The following is a 16,746-nucleotide window of genomic DNA, read 5'->3' as shown; positions in this document are numbered from 1 at the left end:
GCCCATCAGGCCGGGGCCGACGATGTTCTCCGAGAAGACCCGCATCATCGGCGCCGGTGCCATCGGCAACGTTCTCGAATGGTTCGATTTCGCGATCTACGGTTATTTCGCGATCACCATCGGCCAGACCTTCTTCCCGCACCAGGATCCGGTGGCGCAGCTGCTTTCCACCTTCGGCGTCTTCGCGATCGGCTGCCTGATGCGGCCGCTGGGGAGCCTCCTGTCGGGCAGCATCGGCGACCGCTACGGCCGGCGCGCCGCGCTCACCGTCTCGATGACGGCGATGGCCTTCTCGACCTTCCTCGTCGGTATCCTGCCCGGCTACGAGACCCTGGGCTTGGCGGCGCCTCTGCTTCTGACGGCCCTGCGCATGGTGCAGGGCCTGTCGCTCGGTGGCGAGTGCCCGACCGCCTTCATCTTCATGATCGAGCATGCGGGCGCGCGCAGGCGTGGCCTGGCCGGCGCGATGGCGACCGGGGGCAACGCGGCCGGCCTCCTCCTCGGATCTCTATCCGGCGCGCTCCTCACCGCCGTGATGCCACCGGAGGTTCTGCAGGACTGGGGCTGGAGGCTGCCGTTCCTGCTCGGCCTTCCGGTCGGGTTGATGGGCCTCTGGCTGCGCCGGGGCGTGCCCGAGCCGCCCCGGGACACCGGTATCGTGGCAACCCCCGTGCGGGAGGTGTTCAACCGCCATCTGTGGCTGGTGGCGCGCCTGGCGTGCATGGGGTCGCTGGGCACCGTGACGTTTTTCGTCATCTTCCTCTACCTGGTGAGCTGGCTGCAGGTCGTCGACGACGTCTCGCCGGTGCGCGCCCTGGGCTTCAGTTCGATTGCGATGGCTGTGGGCCTCCCGATCTACCTTTGCGCAGGCTGGTTGAGCGACCGGATCGGCCGGCGGAAGCTGCTCCTCGGCGGGATGGCGGCGGCCCTGGTGGGTGCCGTACCGCTGTTCTGGCTCATGCACCACGCCGATCCCCTCCTGGTCCTCGCCGGCGAACTGGGCTTCGTTCTGATCATCGGCACCGTCTTCGGCATCGAACCGGCCTTCATGGTGGAAGCGACGCCCGCGCCGATCCGCTGCACGGCGGTGGCACTGGGCTTCAATCTCCCGGCAGGCATTCTGGGCGGGCTCGCACCGCTCGCGGCGACCTGGCTGATCCACCGAACCGGGAACGACCTCAGCCCCGCCTTCCTCATCATGGGGGCGGCGGCGATTTCCCTGGTCGCGACGGCGTCGTTTCGTGACAGGACAGGCATGCCCGACGATCAGCCCGCGGACGCGTCGAAGAAGTAATGCCTGCCGCTCGTCTCGTGGCATAGTCGGGCGAGATGAACCCTACCAGCACTCGCCGCATCGTTGCGGCCGGCACCATCGGCAACCTGCTCGAGTGGTACGATTTCGCGGTCTACGGCTATTTCGCCGCCACAATCGGCCGCGTCTTCTTCCCCGCCGAAAATCCAGTGGCGCAGGTCCTGGCCGCCTTCGGCATCTTCGCGCTGGGCTACCTGATGCGCCCGCTGGGCGGCATTGTGGTCGGCCATATCGGCGACCGGCTCGGACGGCGTGCCGCCCTCACCTTCTCGATTGCCGCCATGGCGCTCCCGACCTTCCTCGTGGGCCTGCTGCCGGGCTACGAGACGCTCGGTATGGCGGCGCCCATTCTGCTCACGCTGCTGCGCATGATCCAAGGCCTTTCGGTCGGCGGCGAGGCCACCACCTCGATGGTCTTCCTGGTCGAGCAGGCCCCGCCCGGTCGCCGTGGCCTCGTCGGCAGCTTCTGCTCGCTGGCCGCCACCGGAGGCTTCCTCCTGGGCTCGGGAATCGGTGCGGCCTTCGCCGCTCTCCTGCCACCGGAAGCACTGGCGAGCTGGGGCTGGCGCGTGCCGTTCCTGCTCGGCCTGCTACTCGGCGTCGCCGGCTGGTGGATCCGCCAGGTCATCGTCGAGGAGGCGCCGCCCAAGTCGGGCCACGGGTCGCCGCTGATCGAGACCTTACGTCATCATGGCCGCGCCGTGATGCGCGTGGCCGGCATCACGGTCTTCAACGCCGTCGGCTTCTACCTGATGTTCCTCTACGTGGTGACCTGGCTTCAGACGGTCGATGGCATCGCCCCAGCGCGCGCCCTGGAGATCAACACCGTCAGCATGGTCTTCCTGCTCCCGGTGATGCTCGTGTCCGGCTGGCTGTCGGACCGGCTGGGCCGCCGACCATTGATGTTCGCCGCCATGGGCCTGGGCTTCGTCGGCGCGCTGCCGCTCCTCTGGCTGATGCATCATCCCGATCCAAGGCTGATCCTGGTGGGACAGCTGGCTCTGGTGGTGCCGGCCGGTATGGGCCTCGGCATCATCCCCTCCCTCCTGACCGAGGCGGTGGCGGGCCGTGTCCGCTGCACCGCCATCTCGCTGGGCTACAACATCGCCTTCGGCGTGATCGGCGGGCTGACGCCCCTCACCGCCGCCTGGCTGATCGCCCGCACGGAGATGGACCTGAGCCCGGCCTGGCTGTTCATGGGCGCCGCCGCCATCTCCATCGCCACCCTCCTCACCTTCCGCGAGACGTCGCGCGACGCGACGCTGCCGCCGTGAAGATCACCCGTCGCGCGCTGGCGCCCGTGGCGCTGGCGGCAGCGACGCTCCCGGCCTGGGCGGCCCTGCCACCGTGGATCGATGCGCACGCCCACGCCTTCGTGCGCGGGCTGAAGCTCGCCGTCGATGCGCGCTATGCGCCGACCTACGACGCCTCGTGGCAGACCCTGCAGGCACTGGCAGAGGCCAATGGTGTCGGCCGCACGGTGCTGCTGCAGCCGTCGTTCCTGGGCTACGACAATTCCTATCTGTTCGATGCACTCAAGGCCGCGCCGCATCGCTTCCGCGGCGTGCCGTGGATCTCGCCCTCGGTCGAGACGCGCCCCGAGGACTGGGAGGAAATGGCGCGGATCGGCGTGCGCGGCCTGCGCTTCCCGATCTTCGGCCTGCCGACCCCGCAATGGTCCGCCTATCACGAGATGCTGGGCGAGGCGTTGAAGCGGGACTGGCCGATCCATCTATACGTCGAGAGCAAGCGCCTGCCCGAAATACTTCCGTTCCTGCTCGACGGTGGCCACAAGGTGGTGATCCCGCACTATGGCCTGTTCGACCGCACCCTGGGGCCCGCGCGCGATCCGGGCTTCAAGGTATTGCTGGAGAGCGCCCGCACCGGCCGCGTCTTCGTCGTGATGTGCGGCGCCTATCGCGTCGGCCCGGAGCGCGCGCGGATGGCGGCACCGATGCTGCTCGATGCCTTCGGCCCCGAACGCCTGATGTGGGGCAGCGACTGGCCGCACACGGATACGGACCTCAATCGCGTCACGACCTATCCAATCACGCTCAGGACGTTCGAGGACTGGGTGCCAGACGAGGCGTCGCGGCGCATCATATTGGTCGACACGCCGTCCAAGCTTTACGGGTTCTGAAACTCATATTGTCCACAGCCGGGCGAATCGTCGTTGCTCGCGGCCGCCTCACCGGTGGCAATACCATACAGGATCGCATGGATGATCGTGCGGAGATCGCAGGTCGATCAGCTGAACGAAACTCCCGTCATCTCGACCGATCTGTTCCAAAGTCGGGCCGCAACTGTTTCGTCGAGCGCTTGCGGCGGATACATGGCGAGCGCTGGAGCGCCGCGCGTCTCGCCCATCCGGTTCGGACCGTAATAGCCGCCGGCGCAGGCTTCGGGTGCCGTCGCAGCGAAAAGCGTCGACAATGCACCCTGCGCAACCGGCTGAAATAGAAACCAGAGCAAGGAGCGCGTCAGCCCCATCGCACTCCAGCGGCCGGGAGCATTGTGCAGCAGATCGGTGCGCGCAATCCCGGGATGTGCTGCGATACTGGCAACGCCCCACCCGGCGGCCTCGCTTCGTCGCTTGAACTCCAGTGCGAACATCAGGCATGCGAGCTTGGACTGGCTGTAGGCCGCCATCGGCCGGTAGCTGGCCTCGGCGTTGAGATCATTGAAATCGATTGCTCCACTCCGCGCGGCGATGCTGGAAATCGAGACGACGCGCGCCGCCCCGGCGTTCCGCAGCAGTGGCAGGAGGCGTCCAGTCAACGCGAAGTGACCGAGATAGTTCGTGCCGAACTGGAGCTCGAAACCGTCCGCCGTCTGCTGTCGCTGCGGCGGCACCATCACGCCTGCATTGTTGATGAGCAGGTCGATCCGGTCGTGTCGCGTCGCCATCCGCTCGGCAAACGCCGAGATCGAGGCAAGGCTTGCCAAGTCCAATTCCTCGAATTGTACCTGCGCCTTTCGCGCCATGGCGCGGATACGCGCAACTGCATCCGCTCCCTTGCCTGGATTGCGGCCGGCGACGACAACCTCCGCACCCGCACGCGCCAAGGCCAGCGCGTCTTCGTAGGCCAGCCCGCCAGTGCCGGTGACGACAGCAATTCGTCCCGTCTGCGGCGGCATGTCCGCGACCATCCATTGCGTCATGACTTGCCTTCCCCGTATATCGCACTGAGTGTAGTATTACATATTCGCACTCAGTGTAATTATCAATCAGTCATGACCAGCGACGGCAAGATTTCATCCATTCGTGAGGGCAGGCGTGAACGGAAGCGCCGCGAAACGCTGGCGCGGATCACGGATGTCGGCATCCGCCTCTTCCTCGCGCACGGCTATGACGCGACAACGCTCGACGAAATCGCCCATGCAGCGGGCATCTCCAGGCGCACGTTCTTTTATTACTTCAAATCAAAGGACGAGATCTTGCTGTCGCTGCAAAGTGGAATGGGCGCCATGATCCTGCAGGCGCTGGAGAACCAGCCGATCGACAAGCCGCCGCTGGATGCCATTCGCGATGCTGTTCTGGAGATCTGCGGCGCAATCCCTGCCGATGAGATGATGGCGATCGACCGGCTGATGCGCGCAAGTCCCGCGGTTCAGGCGCGCAAGCTGGCTAGCTATGTCGAGCACGAAACCGCTCTGTACGCCGCCTTGCGCCGGAAATGGCCTGCGCCTGAGCAGGATTTGAGCCTGCGGCTTGTTGCCATGATGTCGATCGGCGCACTGCGCCTGTCGGCCGATGCGTTGAGCCGCGAAAACGGCCAACGATCGTTTGAGCAATTGCTGCGTGAGGCATTCGCAGCACTGGCCGGCGAGATCCGATAGCAATATCGAGCTTTCGCCACGCACTGGGGAATGGGCACACGATCCCCCTTGACGAATTGCTAGTCTGCTAACATAATTGTTAGATGGCTAACGATTTTGATCGTGAAGTCGGCTCGGTGGGCGTGTGGGCGAAACGCTGCTACCTCGCTGGGCGCGCACTGATGGAAGAAATGTTGCGACCGCACGGCCTCGGCGCGACACAATGGTATGTTCTGCATCAACTGGCGACGGTCGGCCCGACAATGCAGCGCGACCTGGTGAGACTGCTCCAGGTCGAACGCGCGACGATGAGTATCATCATCGCTGCGCTTGTTAGGAAGGGCCTGGTCGAACAAGTTCCCGATGAAGTCGACCAGCGCCAAAAACTGCTTCTCCTGACGCGAGCGGGAAAGACCTTGTGGGGCAAACTACCCGACCTCGGCGGCATTCGGGACGTGGCTTTCGGTGACCTTTCCAACGCCGACATTCAGACCACTGTGCGGGTGTTGAGGACCGCGACCGAACGCCTGCATCAGCGACTGAAAGGAAACCTACGATGACGATCCTCGTGACCGGAGCAACCGGGCTGGTCGGTGAGCGCCTGCTGCCGCGTCTTGTCGAGATGGGTGAAGAGTGCCGTGCCCTTATACGCCCGGGCAAGCAAGGCCCTGCGGGCGTCGCGGCGATGGAAGGAGATTTGTTCGATTCGGCATCACTGGTGGAGGCGGTTTCCGGCGTCTCAGCGATCATTCATCTCGCAGCGGTATTCCGCACGCAGGATGCCGACCTGATCTGGAGAAGCAATTTGGAGGGTACACGCCGCCTTCTCGCCATCGCCCAGACTTGCGCGCCCGACGCCCGGTTCATCATGGCGAGTACCTCCAACGTCTATGACAAGCACTCTCCGCGGCCGGCCCGGGAGAGCGACAGCGTCGAACCGGAACAGGCATATCCGGCCAGCAAGGTCGCGGCCGAGAAGCTGCTGCGTGACAGCGGCTTGAACTGGTCGATCCTTCGATTCCCGTTCGTCTACGGCGACGGAGACGGACACCTGGAGATGCTGCCCCGGCACCTGGAGGCGCTCGGTTTTCATCCCGCCCATCGGATGAGCACGATCCACCATCGCGATATAGCCACGGCAATGAAGCTGGCCCTGGCGGGGGAATTCGACGGACGAATCGTCAACATATCCGACGAGGCGCCTACGACGATCTATGAACTGATCGGGCTTGTTGGCGCGGAAATGAAGCCATCAGCCGATGCCATGCCGAACCCTTGGCATCTCCATGTCGACGGTTCGCTTGCGCGTAGCCTCGGCTTTCGACCGAGCGTGAGGACGGTCTACCAGGCAATGCAGGAGCAAATTCTGTAGGACCATAGGGGATGTCACCCAGCGCAATGTCCGTTTGGCTTGGATGTCTCGCGGTTTTAGAAGCATCGGAGCGCAGGCTTCGAGAAAGTCTCAATTTGGCCAAAACATCGGTCGCAAAAAGTGATCCGGCGCGAAAGGACGGCATCACGGATCTGCTTGGTTTCGAAGCCGTGGACGCCGCTTGGGCGGGCGTTCGGCAACGTGCCGGAACGCCTCCCCACTGAGCCCTAAGCCATTCCGGCCTCGACCGCACGGCCTTCGGCGCGCCAGCGGAGCATGCCGCCGGGGAGGTTGGCGACGTCGGCGAGGCCCGCTTTCTGCAGGATCGCGGTAGCGTGCGCGGAGCGGCTGCCGGCGCGGCAAACGGCGACGATCGGCTTGTCCTTCGGCAATTCCTTGGCGCGGGCCGCCAGCTCACCCAGGGGTACGAGCGTCGCGCCGCGGATGTGGCCGAGCGGGCCCGAGAACTCGGCCGGTTCGCGCACGTCGACGACGTTCACCTGGGCCAGATTCTCCTCGAGCCAATGCGGTTCAACCTCCCAGACGCCGCCGAAGGTGAAGCGCAGGGGCGCCCAGCCGGGTTCTGCGGGTGGCTGGGTCCCGTTCCCGGGCTGGCCGCAGCGCAGGTTGGCCGGCACCGCCTCGTCGATCTTCTTCGGATGCGGCAGGTCGAGGTTCTTCATGTAGCCGACATAGTCGTTCTCGCCGACCTCGCCACCCAGCCGGGGATTGAACCGTTTCTCCTCGATCACACTGCTGACCGTGAGGCCGCGATAGTCGTGCGCGGGATAGAGAAGGCAGCTCTCGGGCAGCGCGAAGATGCGCGAGCGGACGGATCGATAGAGGGCGCGCGGATCGCCCTGCTGGAAGTCGGTGCGGCCCGAGCCGCGGATCAGCAGGCAGTCCCCGGTAAAGGCCATGCTCTCATCGTCGAGCACGTAGGTGACGCAGCCGGAGGTGTGGCCGGGCGTGGCGCGGACCTCGAGCGAACGGCGGCCGAACTCGATCCGGTCGCCGTCCTGCAGCAGCCGGTCGGCGCCCGCCGCGCCCGACGCGGCCGACAGCGCGATGCGGCTGCCCAGCCGCTGCTTCAGCAGCCAGGCGCCGGTGACATGGTCGGCATGGACGTGGGTATCGAGCGTCCAGGCGAGCGTGAGGCCGAGTTCGCCGATCAACGCCGCATCGCGCCGCGCCTGCTCGAACACCGGGTCGATCAGCAGCGCCTCTTTCGAGACGCTGCAGCCGAGCAGGTAGGTGTAGGTCGACGAGGTCGGGTCGAAGAGCTGGCGGAAGACGAGCATCGGCCTCTCCTTTGTCGGGCTGGCCTTTGTCAGGCTGGTGCGCTGGCCTTGTCGAGGGCGGCGACCGACTCGGGATCGAGTTCCAGGGTCGTCGAATTGAGCACGTCGTCGAGCTGCTTCAGGCTGGTCGCGCTCACGATCGGCGCGGTGATCGCCTTGCGCTGCAGCAGCCAGGCGAGTGCCACCTGTGCCAGCGTGGCCCCATTCTTTTCGGCGGCATCGTCGAGCGCCTTCAGGACGGCCATGCCCTTGGGATTGATGTACTTCTTCACGCCGGCGCCGCGCTGGGCATTGCCGACATCGGCCTCGGACCGGTACTTGCCCGTCAGGAAGCCGCTGGCCAGCGAATAATAGGGGATCACGCCGATCCCCTGCTTCAGGCACTCGTCCTCCAGCGCGCCCTCGAACAGGCCGCGCTCCATGAGGTTATAATGCGGCTGCAGGCTTTCGTAGCGCGGCAGGCCCTTCTCCTTCGAGATCTTCGCAGCCTCGGCGAGGCGCGGCGCGTCGAAGTTGGAGGCGCCGATGAACCGGATCTTGCCCGCCTTCACCAGCTCGCCGTAGGTCGCGAGCGTCTCTTCCTGCGGCGTGTCCTTGTCGTCCTTGTGTGACTGGAAGAGGTCGATGCGGTCCGTGTTCAGGCGCTTCAGCGACGCCTCGACCGACTCCTTGATGTTCTTGGCCGAAAGGGCGCCGCTCGGCAGGCCCATGCCGCACTTGGTCGCCAGCACGATCTTGTCGCGCTTCGACGGATCCTGCTTCAGCCAGCTGCCGATCACCGTCTCGCTCTCGCCGCCCTTGTTGCCCGGGAACCAGCGCGAATAGACGTCGGCGGTGTCGACGAAGGAGAATCCATGGTCGACGAAGGCATCGAGCAGCTTGTGCGACGTCGCTTCGTCGGCCGTCCAGCCGAAGACGTTGCCGCCGAAGGCGATGGGAACGAATTCGAGGTCGGACTTGCCGAGTTTGCGCTTCTGCATGTGTGACTCCTCTGGAGAACTATTCGGCGGCCTTGGGTGGCGCGGCGACGGACGTCTCGGCCTTCGCCTCGGCGACCGGCGGGACGGTGGGGGTGGCGGGGATCGGGAACGGATAGGTATTGCCGGACGCGAACTGGATGCCGAGCGCCGGGAACTGCTCGTACATTCGCCGGATCACAATACGCTGGACCACGGTAGGGTTCTTCGGGCGTGCCATGAACTTGAAGCGCACGATCACCGAATTGTCCTTGATGTCGACGACGCCCTGCATCTTGGGCGGATCGAGCAGGATCGGCTTGTAGGCGGGCTCCTCCATCATCGCGAGGCCGATCTTCTTCACGGTCTTGCGGAGCAATTCGATGTCGGTGCCGTTGGCGAAGGCGATGTTGAACTTCACCACCGTCCAGTCCCGGCTGAAGTTGGTGATGTGGGCGATCTGACCGAACGGCACGATGTTGAGCTGACCGTTCTGATGGCGCAGTTTCAGTGAGCGGACGCTGAATCCCTCGACCGTGCCCTTGCCCTTGCTGCAATCCACATACTCGCCGATGCGGAATGAATCCTCGGCGAGGAAGAAGACGCCCGACACGATGTCCCGCACCAGCGACTGGCTGCCGAAGGAGACGGCGAGGCCGAGCACGGACGCGCCGGCGATCAGCGGTGTGATGTTGACGCCGAGCTCCGCCAGGACCAGCAGGCCGCCAATGATGGCAATGGTGGCGCCCGCAACGACGCGCAGCAGCGGCATCAGGGTGCGCAGCCGGGAGGCCGCCACCTCGACTTCCTCCTCCGAATCCCCCGAAACGTCGGCCGAGGGCAGCGGATTGGCGGCGATGTAGGAGTCCATGCGGTACTTCAGGAACCGCCAGCCGGCATAGATTGCCACCGCGGTGATTGCCGCCATCTTGGCCCCGCGATCGTGCGCGACCCATTCGTCGGCCGTGGCCGCGGCAAGCACCTGGACCATCAGCGCCTCGGCGATCAGGATCGCCGCATAGAGACGCACCAGCAGCCGCACGCAGTCGGCCACCACGTCGCCCGCCATCGGCAACTCGGAGACGATGTGGCGGGTGATGCGGTGCATCAGCGTCTCGAACAGCAGCAGCGCGATCAGGGCCGATTCGATCGTCGTCATGCCGCGCGCGGCGGTGCCGCTCTCCGTCAGCGCCGCATACACCGAGGCGAGGCCCAGGACCGCATAGAAGAAGAGGCCGCCCATCCACCAGTTGCGGGCTGCATCGAGCTTGAGCTGGCGGGTGAAGCCGGTCGGCGGCACCATAGCCGTCAGCCAGGCCGCCATATCGAACCGCCAGCGCCAGACGATGGTAAGCAGCAGCACAGAAACGAGCGGTACGTAGAGAATGATGGCGGCACTCGTCATTTCTCGGTTTGCCCCCGTCCCATCGAGAGCACGCGCCGCGAGACTGCCCAGCAACGGCAGCAGAATGACGAGGTCCAGCGCGACCAGCAGGCGGCGCGCCGTGGCGTCATCCACCGGGGCGATGCGGCCCTCGGCCAGGTGCGGGCGCAGGAAGGCGCGGAACACCAGGTTGAAGCCGCGCCAGTAGACGAGTGCATGGAGCACCATCTGGCCGAGCCTGGAACCGAGGCTGTCGGACGGGCCGAGTTGGCCCAGCACCAGCCGGCCCGCAACGGCCAGCGCCACCAGGGCCAGCACGTCGAGCAGGAGCGCGCGGAAGAAGGCGCGCAGCGGCGTCTTGCTGGCCAGCTCGTCGAAGGCACGAACGCGCGCGCGACTCAGGATCTGGCGCGCGAGAGCCTCGGCCGCGAGGCCGGCCACGACGATTCCGGCCAGAAGCAGTGCCGTGCTGCCACCAATTGCCTGCGGCAGGCTCAGGAGATGCGCACCGAGTGCGGGAAGTTGCGCGACCGTGAATTCGAAGCGCTCGGTCAGCAGCAGGAGGAAGCCGGCCGCGGCTGTGTGGCCGCCCGTCACCGTCTGGGCCGCCCCCGGAAACGACCAGGCGGCGGCGAGTGCACCGATCGCGAGGGCGCCGCCACAGCTTGACCGTTTCATCGATTTTCCCCCAAAGGATGTCTTTCCGAACCTAAGACAATTGGCGCCCAGCCGCCAGACGACACCACAGGAGAGACGCCCCGATGCTCGGACTCATGCAGGATCGCCCGCTTCTGATTTCGCAGCTCATCGAGCACGCCGCCCTCAATCACGGCGACACCGAGATCGTCTCCCGCACCGTCGAAGGCCCGATCCACCGCTACACCTACCGCGATGCGAACAAGCGCGCGAAGAAGGTCGCCGAGGCCCTGCTCGCCCTCGGCATCAAGGTCGGCGACCGGATCGGGACGCTGGCCTGGAACGGCTACCGCCATTTCGAGCTCTACTACGGCATCTCCGGCATGGGCGCGGTCTGCCACACGATCAACCCGCGCCTCTTCCCCGAGCAGATCGTCTACATCGTCAACCACGCCGAGGATCAGCTTCTCTTCGTCGACCTCAACCTGCTGCCGGCGGTCGAAAAGCTGCTGCCGCAGATGAAGGGCGTGCGCCATGTCGTGGCAATGACCGACCGCGAGCACCTGCCCAAGGACTGCAACATCCCCAACCTGCTGGTCTACGAAGAGCTGATCGCTGACAAGCCCGGCACCTACGAATGGCCGGAGTTCGATGAGCGTACGGCCTCGTCCCTCTGCTACACGTCGGGCACGACGGGCAATCCCAAGGGAGTGCTCTATCATCATCGCTCGACCATCCTGCACGCCTACGGCGCGGCCCTGCCCGACACGCTGAACCTCTCGGCGCGCTCGGTGGTGCTGCCCGTGGTGCCGATGTTCCACGTCAATGCCTGGGGCCTGCCCTACTCGGCCGCGCTCGTGGGCGCCAAGCTCGTCTTCCCCGGCGTCGCCCTCGACGGCGCCAGCCTGCACGAGCTGTTCGAGAAGGAGCGCGTCACCTTCACGGCCGGCGTGCCGACCGTATGGCTCGCCCTGCTGAACCACATGAAGGCCAACAAGCTCACGCTGTCGACCGTCAAGTACGCCGTGATCGGCGGCTCGGCCGCCCCGCCCGCCATGATCGAGGCCTTCGACAAGGAATTCGGCGTCGAGGTGCTGCATGCCTGGGGCATGAGCGAGATGAGCCCGCTGGGTACGGTCAACCACCCCAAGGAGAAGCACCTCGACTTCTCGCCAGAGGACCTGCTGCAGGTACGGCTGAAGCAGGGCCGGCCGCCCTACGGCGTCGAGATGATGATCGTCGACGATGCCGGCAACGAATTGCCGCGCGACGGCAAGGCGTTCGGCGACCTGCTGGTGCGCGGTCCCTGGATCACCTCCGGCTACTTCAAGGGCGAAGGCGGCGAAGTGCTGCGGCCCATCGAAGGAAAGGGCGGCGGCTGGTTCGCCACGGGCGACGTCGCCACCATCGATCCCGACGGCTACATGCAGATCACCGACCGCTCCAAGGACGTCATCAAGTCCGGCGGCGAGTGGATCAGCTCGATCGACCTCGAGAACGCCGCCATGGCCCATCCCGCTGTCGCTGAGGCCGCCGTGATCGGCGTCGCCCACCCGAAATGGGACGAGCGACCGCTGCTGATCGTGCACAGGAAGCCCGACACCGAGATCGACAAGCAGGAGCTGGTCGAGTTCCTGGCGACCAAGGTCGCCAAATGGTGGCTGCCCGACGACGTGCAGTTCGTCGACGCGATCCCGCACACCGCCACCGGCAAGATCCTGAAGACCCGCCTGCGCGAGGACTTCAAGGACTACAAGCTGCCGACGGCGTAACGCATGTCGTCCCGAGCGCAGCGAAGGACCTGCCGTAACGACCGAGGAACTCCCCGGCGCGCGCGAGGTCCTTCGCTTCGCTCAGGATGACATGATCAGTCATGCTTGCGCTGAATCTCAGCTCAACGCCGCCCAAAGAAAGAGCAAGGTCGCGCCCACGCCGAGCATCGTCCGCTTGACGTGCAGCTTGCCCCAGCGGCGCAGCAGCGTGTGGCTGTCTTCGCCGGCATCGTCGAGGTCGATCGCCTTCAGCTCGGTGTTGACGGGCATTATCATCAGCGCCGTGTAGGCCCAGTTCGAGCCCATCAGGATCGCCCCGACGATCCACAGTTCGTCGCGAGTCTGCCACCAGGCCGCAAGCCCCAGCACGAAGCCCAGGGCCGCGAGCGTGCCTTGCATGACCGCCCCACGCCGATAGGACAGCTTCCATTGCTGGAGCTGCGCGCGATCCTCGAGCTCGGACCGGGCCGGATGCTCGGCGAAGCTCACGTAGAAGGCCGCGCCGGCGAAGAGCGACGCCGTCACCAGGGCCAGAATTCCGAAGATCATGACTTTCCTCTCGTGCGCGCTGGACCGCAGCGACCTGGGCGCATTATCGTCCGATGCGGGCAAAATAGGGAGCCCGAGGAGGAGCAGACCGTGGCCACCGAAACGATTCCCGTCATCGATCTCGGCCCCTACCTCGCGGGCGAGCCGGGTGCGATGGACCGCACCGCCCAGGAGCTGCGGTTTGCCCTCACCGAAATCGGCTTCTACTTCATCGTGAACCACGGCATCGCGCGCGAGAAGATCGCCGCCATGTTCGCCGAGGTGAAGCGCTTCCACGACCAGCCGGTGGAGAAGAAGCTCGAGCTCAAGCTCGACCAGCACAATACCGGCTACCTGCCGATGCGCGGCAACACGCTGCGCACCTCGACCGTCCAGGCCGGCACCAAGGCCAACCTCAACGAGGCCTTCTTCGTGAAGCGCGAGATGGCGCCCGATCATCCCGATGTGCTGTCGGGCCGCCGCTTCCGCGGCCTCAACCGCTGGCCCGACCTGCCCGGCTTCCGCGACACCGTCGTCGACTACTGCAACGAGATGGAGCGGCTGGTGCAGAAGATGGTGAGGCTCTACGCCCGCGCCCTGGACCTGCCGGCCAACTATTTCGACACGGCCTTCTCCGAGCCGATGTTCTCGATGCGCATGACGCATTATCCGCCGCAGGACGGTCCCGTGGACGACGAGTTCGGCCTGGCGCCGCATACCGACACCAGCTTCCTCACCCTGCTCGCGCCCAACGAGGTGCAGGGTCTGTCGATCCGCAGCCAGAGCGGCACCTGGATCGACATGCCGGCGATCGACGATGCCTATGTCGTGAACGGCGGCCAGATGCTGCAGCGCTACACTAACGACCTGTTCCTGGCGACGCCGCACCGCGCCATCAACAAGACGGCCGGCGCACGCTATGCCCTGCCCTTCTTCTGCGACAGCGGCATCGACTGGCCGGTCGCCGCCGTGCCGACCACGGTCGGTCCCGACAAGCCGCCGAAATATCCCACGACCTGGTACAGCGACTACATGACCTGGTATCTCAAGCGGAACTACGACGTGCTCAACACGGAGGCCCAGCAGGCCGCCGAATGAGCCCGCGCGCCGACGCCATCCCGGTCATCGATCTCGGCCCCTGTCTGGCGGGCGAACCCGGCGCGATCGAGCGCGCCTCCCGGGAGCTGCACGCGGCGCTGACCGAAATCGGTTTCTATTTCGTGGTCAATCACGGCGTGCCGTCGGATCTGATCCGCAACACTTTCGATCAGGCCGCACGGTTTCATGCCCTGCCGCTGGACCGCAAGATGGACGTCAGGATCGACAAGCACAATGTCGGCTACCTGCCGATGCGGGGCGATACGCTGCGCACTTCCACGGTCCAGACCGTCACCAAGCCCAATCTCAACGAAGCCTTCTTCGTCGCGCGCGATCTTCCCGCCGACCATCCCGACGTCGTGGCCGACCGGCGCTTCCGCAGCGCCAACCGGTGGCCGTCGGACCTGCCGGGCTTTCGCGAGGCCGTCGTCGCCTATTGCGACACGCTTGAGCGGCTGGTCCGCAGGCTGATGCCGCTCTATGCCCGCGCCCTCTGCCTGCCCCCGACATACTTCGACGCGCCCTTCACCGAGCCGCAGTACAAGCTGCGCATGACGCACTATCCCAATCAGCCGGCCCTCGCCGACGACGAATTCGGTATTGCGCCCCACACCGACACGAGCTTCCTCACCCTGTTGGCACCCAACGACGTGTCCGGCCTGTCGATCCGCAGCCGCGACGGGCACTGGATCGAGGCGCCTGTCCTGCCCGACGCCTATCTCGTGAATGGTGGACAGTTGCTGCAGCGCTGGACCAACGATGTCTGCCTCGCCACGCCGCACCGCGCCGTCAATCGCAGCGGTGGCGAGCGCTATGCGCTGGCGTTCTTCTGCGACAACACCATCGACTGGCCGATCGCCGCCGTGCCGACCACCGTCGGCCCCGACAGGCCGCCTAAGTATGCGACGACCTGGTACACCGACTACATGGTCGAATATCAGAAGCGGACCTACGACCTGCTGAACTCCGACGCGAAGGCCGCCGAATGAGCGATGCGATCGCACTGGGACCCATCGTCCCAATCCTGCGCATCTTCGACGTGGCCAAGGCGAAGGAATTCTACGTCGACTTCCTCGGCTTCACCTGGGACTGGGAGCACCGCTTCGACGACAATGCGCCGCTCTATGCGCAGATCTCCCGCGCCGGCGTCGTCATTCACCTCAGTGAGCATCACGGCGACGGCGCGCCAGGGTCTCACATCACGATCCAGACCAAGGGCATCGCCGCCTTGCATCGCGAACTCACGGAAAAGAAGTACCGCTTCGCCCGGCCCGGTCTCGAGAACCAGCCCTGGGGCGCACGCACGGTCACCGTCGGCGATCCATTCGCCAACAGGCTTACCTTCAGCGAACCGAACGAATAGACTTCCCACACCATCGGCAGAAAGCCGGGGCTTGGGAGGAAACACTTTGAACATGAGTGGGGCGACCCTCGCCCGCGTCGAAGCCCACGTCTTCCGCACCCCTATCGCGGAGCCCGTCCGCACCTCTTTCGGCACCATGACCGAACGCGCTGCGGTGTTTGTCCGGCTCGAGGATTCCGACGGCGCCCGTGGCTGGGGCGAGATCTGGTGCAACTTCCCCAACGCCGCCGCCGAACATCGGGCGCTGCTGTTCGCCGACATCGTGGCGCCGCGGGCGCTGGGCAAAGCGCTCGACGATCCGGTCGGCTTGTGGAGCGAGATCGACCGCGCGCTTCACGTTTTGCGCGTACAGAGCGGCGATGCCGGCGCGCTCTCCGCTGCAGCGGCCGGCCTCGACCTCGCGATCCACGACCTGCGGGCGCGCAAGCGCGGCCTGCCGCTGTGGCGAGCGCTCGGCGGTACCGACGATGCGCCCGTCCCCGCCTATGCATCGGGCCTCAATCCCGGCCGCGCCGCCTACGATACGGTGGGCCGCATGCGCGCCGCCGGCTATCGCGCCTTCAAGATCAAGGTCGGTTTCGGCGAGGAGACCGACCTCGGTTCGCTGCGTCCGGTCGCCGCCGAACTGCAGGAGGGCGACCGTTTGATGGTCGACGCCAACCAGGGTTGGGACCTGCGCACCGCCTGCACGATGGTACCGAGGTTGGCCGAATTCGGCCTGGGCTGGATCGAGGAGCCGCTGATGGCCGACCGGCCGCTCAGCGAATGGACGCAGGTGGCCGCCGTGGCACCGACGCGCCTGGCCGTGGGGGAGAACCTGCGCGGCGCCGGCCCCTTCCAGCAAGCCATCGACAGCGGCCTGTTCGGCGTGATCCAGCCTGATGCCGCCAAATGGGGCGGCCATTCGGGCTGCCTGCCGGTCGCTCGCGCCGCGCTCGCAGCCGGCCGCACCTTCTGCCCGCACTTCCTGGGCGGTGGCATCGGCCTCCTCCATTCGCTGCACCTGCTCGCCGCGGTGCGCGGGCCCGGCCTGCTCGAGGTCGATGCCAACCCGAATCCTCTACGCGAAGGAGTCCTGCAGGGTGTTTTTTCGGTCCGTGACGGCAGCGTCAGCCTTCCCGGCGGGCAAGGACTCGGTCTAGAACCAGATATCAAGCCGCTCCTAACCCTAAGAAGCCTACACATCGAGCGGCGCGCGTAAGAGA

Annotated in this window: 16 protein-coding genes; 11 read left to right on the top strand and 5 right to left on the bottom strand. The window is 65.8% G+C overall.

Features of this window, described 5'->3' with window-relative positions:
- The first annotated feature begins 22 nt into the window (after positions 1–22).
- The 3 genes from ACO07I_RS26050 to ACO07I_RS26040 are packed head-to-tail and all read left to right on the top strand — an operon-like array spanning position 23 to position 3,452.
- Entirely contained in the window at positions 23–1,294 is a 1,272-nt protein-coding gene (locus tag ACO07I_RS26050) for an MFS transporter (RefSeq protein WP_422012639.1), read from the top strand.
- Between the two features lie 35 nt (positions 1,295–1,329).
- The gene (locus ACO07I_RS26045; protein ID WP_422012637.1) at positions 1,330–2,586 is read left to right on the top strand and encodes an MFS transporter; all 1,257 of its coding nucleotides are present in this window, start codon (positions 1,330–1,332) and stop codon (positions 2,584–2,586) included.
- The gene (locus ACO07I_RS26040) at positions 2,583–3,452 is read left to right on the top strand and encodes an amidohydrolase family protein (protein WP_422012635.1); all 870 of its coding nucleotides are present in this window, start codon (positions 2,583–2,585) and stop codon (positions 3,450–3,452) included. Before ACO07I_RS26045 ends, ACO07I_RS26040 begins: the two co-directional genes overlap by 4 nt.
- Before the next feature lie 107 nt (positions 3,453–3,559).
- Here the strand turns inward: ACO07I_RS26040 and ACO07I_RS26035 are convergent, their stop codons facing one another.
- Positions 3,560–4,474, bottom strand: a complete 915-nt coding sequence (locus tag ACO07I_RS26035; RefSeq protein WP_422012633.1) for an SDR family oxidoreductase — start codon at positions 4,472–4,474, stop codon at positions 3,560–3,562.
- Between the two features lie 72 nt (positions 4,475–4,546).
- On the opposite strand from ACO07I_RS26035, the gene ACO07I_RS26030 reads away from it, so the two are divergent.
- The 3 genes from ACO07I_RS26030 to ACO07I_RS26020 all read left to right on the top strand — a co-directional run bounded on the left by ACO07I_RS26030 (position 4,547) and on the right by ACO07I_RS26020 (position 6,503).
- The gene (locus ACO07I_RS26030; RefSeq protein WP_422012631.1) at positions 4,547–5,152 is read left to right on the top strand and encodes a TetR/AcrR family transcriptional regulator; all 606 of its coding nucleotides are present in this window, start codon (positions 4,547–4,549) and stop codon (positions 5,150–5,152) included.
- 83 nt (positions 5,153–5,235) lie between these two features.
- Positions 5,236–5,691, top strand: coding sequence for a MarR family winged helix-turn-helix transcriptional regulator (locus tag ACO07I_RS26025; RefSeq protein WP_422012629.1), 456 nt, complete (start codon positions 5,236–5,238; stop codon positions 5,689–5,691).
- On the top strand, positions 5,688–6,503 hold the full coding sequence (locus tag ACO07I_RS26020; protein ID WP_422012627.1) for an NAD-dependent epimerase/dehydratase family protein: 816 nt from the start codon (positions 5,688–5,690) through the stop codon (positions 6,501–6,503). The genes ACO07I_RS26025 and ACO07I_RS26020 overlap by 4 nt, the downstream gene beginning before the upstream one ends.
- A gap of 227 nt (positions 6,504–6,730) precedes the next feature.
- Here the strand turns inward: ACO07I_RS26020 and ACO07I_RS26015 are convergent, their stop codons facing one another.
- From ACO07I_RS26015 to ACO07I_RS26005, 3 genes are read right to left on the bottom strand one after another with little or no spacing between them, the layout of a single operon-like run.
- Positions 6,731–7,804 carry a rhodanese-like domain-containing protein gene (locus tag ACO07I_RS26015; RefSeq protein ID WP_422012625.1) on the bottom strand — a complete coding sequence of 358 codons (1,074 nt, stop codon included), beginning with the start codon at positions 7,802–7,804 and terminating at the stop codon, positions 6,731–6,733.
- A gap of 29 nt (positions 7,805–7,833) precedes the next feature.
- On the bottom strand, positions 7,834–8,784 hold the full coding sequence (locus ACO07I_RS26010) for an aldo/keto reductase (RefSeq protein ID WP_422012623.1): 951 nt from the start codon (positions 8,782–8,784) through the stop codon (positions 7,834–7,836).
- Positions 8,785–8,803: 19 nt separating this feature from the next.
- Positions 8,804–10,822, bottom strand: a complete 2,019-nt coding sequence (locus ACO07I_RS26005; protein ID WP_422012621.1) for a mechanosensitive ion channel family protein — start codon at positions 10,820–10,822, stop codon at positions 8,804–8,806.
- An 83-nt stretch (positions 10,823–10,905) separates the two neighbouring features.
- On the opposite strand from ACO07I_RS26005, the gene ACO07I_RS26000 reads away from it, so the two are divergent.
- Positions 10,906–12,552, top strand: coding sequence for a 3-(methylthio)propionyl-CoA ligase (locus ACO07I_RS26000; RefSeq protein WP_422012619.1), 1,647 nt, complete (start codon positions 10,906–10,908; stop codon positions 12,550–12,552).
- 117 nt (positions 12,553–12,669) lie between these two features.
- Here ACO07I_RS26000 and ACO07I_RS25995 read toward each other — a convergent pair whose 3' ends face one another.
- Complete coding sequence (locus ACO07I_RS25995; RefSeq protein WP_422012617.1) at positions 12,670–13,101, bottom strand: DUF1772 domain-containing protein; 432 nt, start codon at positions 13,099–13,101, stop codon at positions 12,670–12,672.
- Positions 13,102–13,191: 90 nt separating this feature from the next.
- On the opposite strand from ACO07I_RS25995, the gene ACO07I_RS25990 reads away from it, so the two are divergent.
- The 4 genes from ACO07I_RS25990 to ACO07I_RS25975 are packed head-to-tail and all read left to right on the top strand — an operon-like array spanning position 13,192 to position 16,742.
- Positions 13,192–14,178: an isopenicillin N synthase family dioxygenase gene (locus ACO07I_RS25990; RefSeq protein ID WP_422012615.1), complete on the top strand. Its 987-nt coding sequence runs from the start codon at positions 13,192–13,194 to the stop codon at positions 14,176–14,178.
- A complete protein-coding gene (locus tag ACO07I_RS25985; protein WP_422012613.1) occupies positions 14,175–15,167 on the top strand; it encodes an isopenicillin N synthase family dioxygenase in 993 nt (330 codons plus the stop codon). The genes ACO07I_RS25990 and ACO07I_RS25985 overlap by 4 nt, the downstream gene beginning before the upstream one ends.
- The gene (locus ACO07I_RS25980; RefSeq protein ID WP_422012611.1) at positions 15,164–15,541 is read left to right on the top strand and encodes a glyoxalase superfamily protein; all 378 of its coding nucleotides are present in this window, start codon (positions 15,164–15,166) and stop codon (positions 15,539–15,541) included. Before ACO07I_RS25985 ends, ACO07I_RS25980 begins: the two co-directional genes overlap by 4 nt.
- A 52-nt stretch (positions 15,542–15,593) precedes the next feature.
- Positions 15,594–16,742 carry a mandelate racemase/muconate lactonizing enzyme family protein gene (locus ACO07I_RS25975; RefSeq protein WP_422012609.1) on the top strand — a complete coding sequence of 383 codons (1,149 nt, stop codon included), beginning with the start codon at positions 15,594–15,596 and terminating at the stop codon, positions 16,740–16,742.
- Positions 16,743–16,746 lie beyond the last annotated feature (4 nt).

Origin of the sequence: Reyranella sp., assembly GCF_965227665.1 — a bacterium.
In the GTDB taxonomy this organism is placed as follows: Bacteria; Pseudomonadota; Alphaproteobacteria; order Reyranellales; family Reyranellaceae; genus Reyranella.
This window is presented reverse-complemented; position numbering and strand designations above follow the sequence as displayed.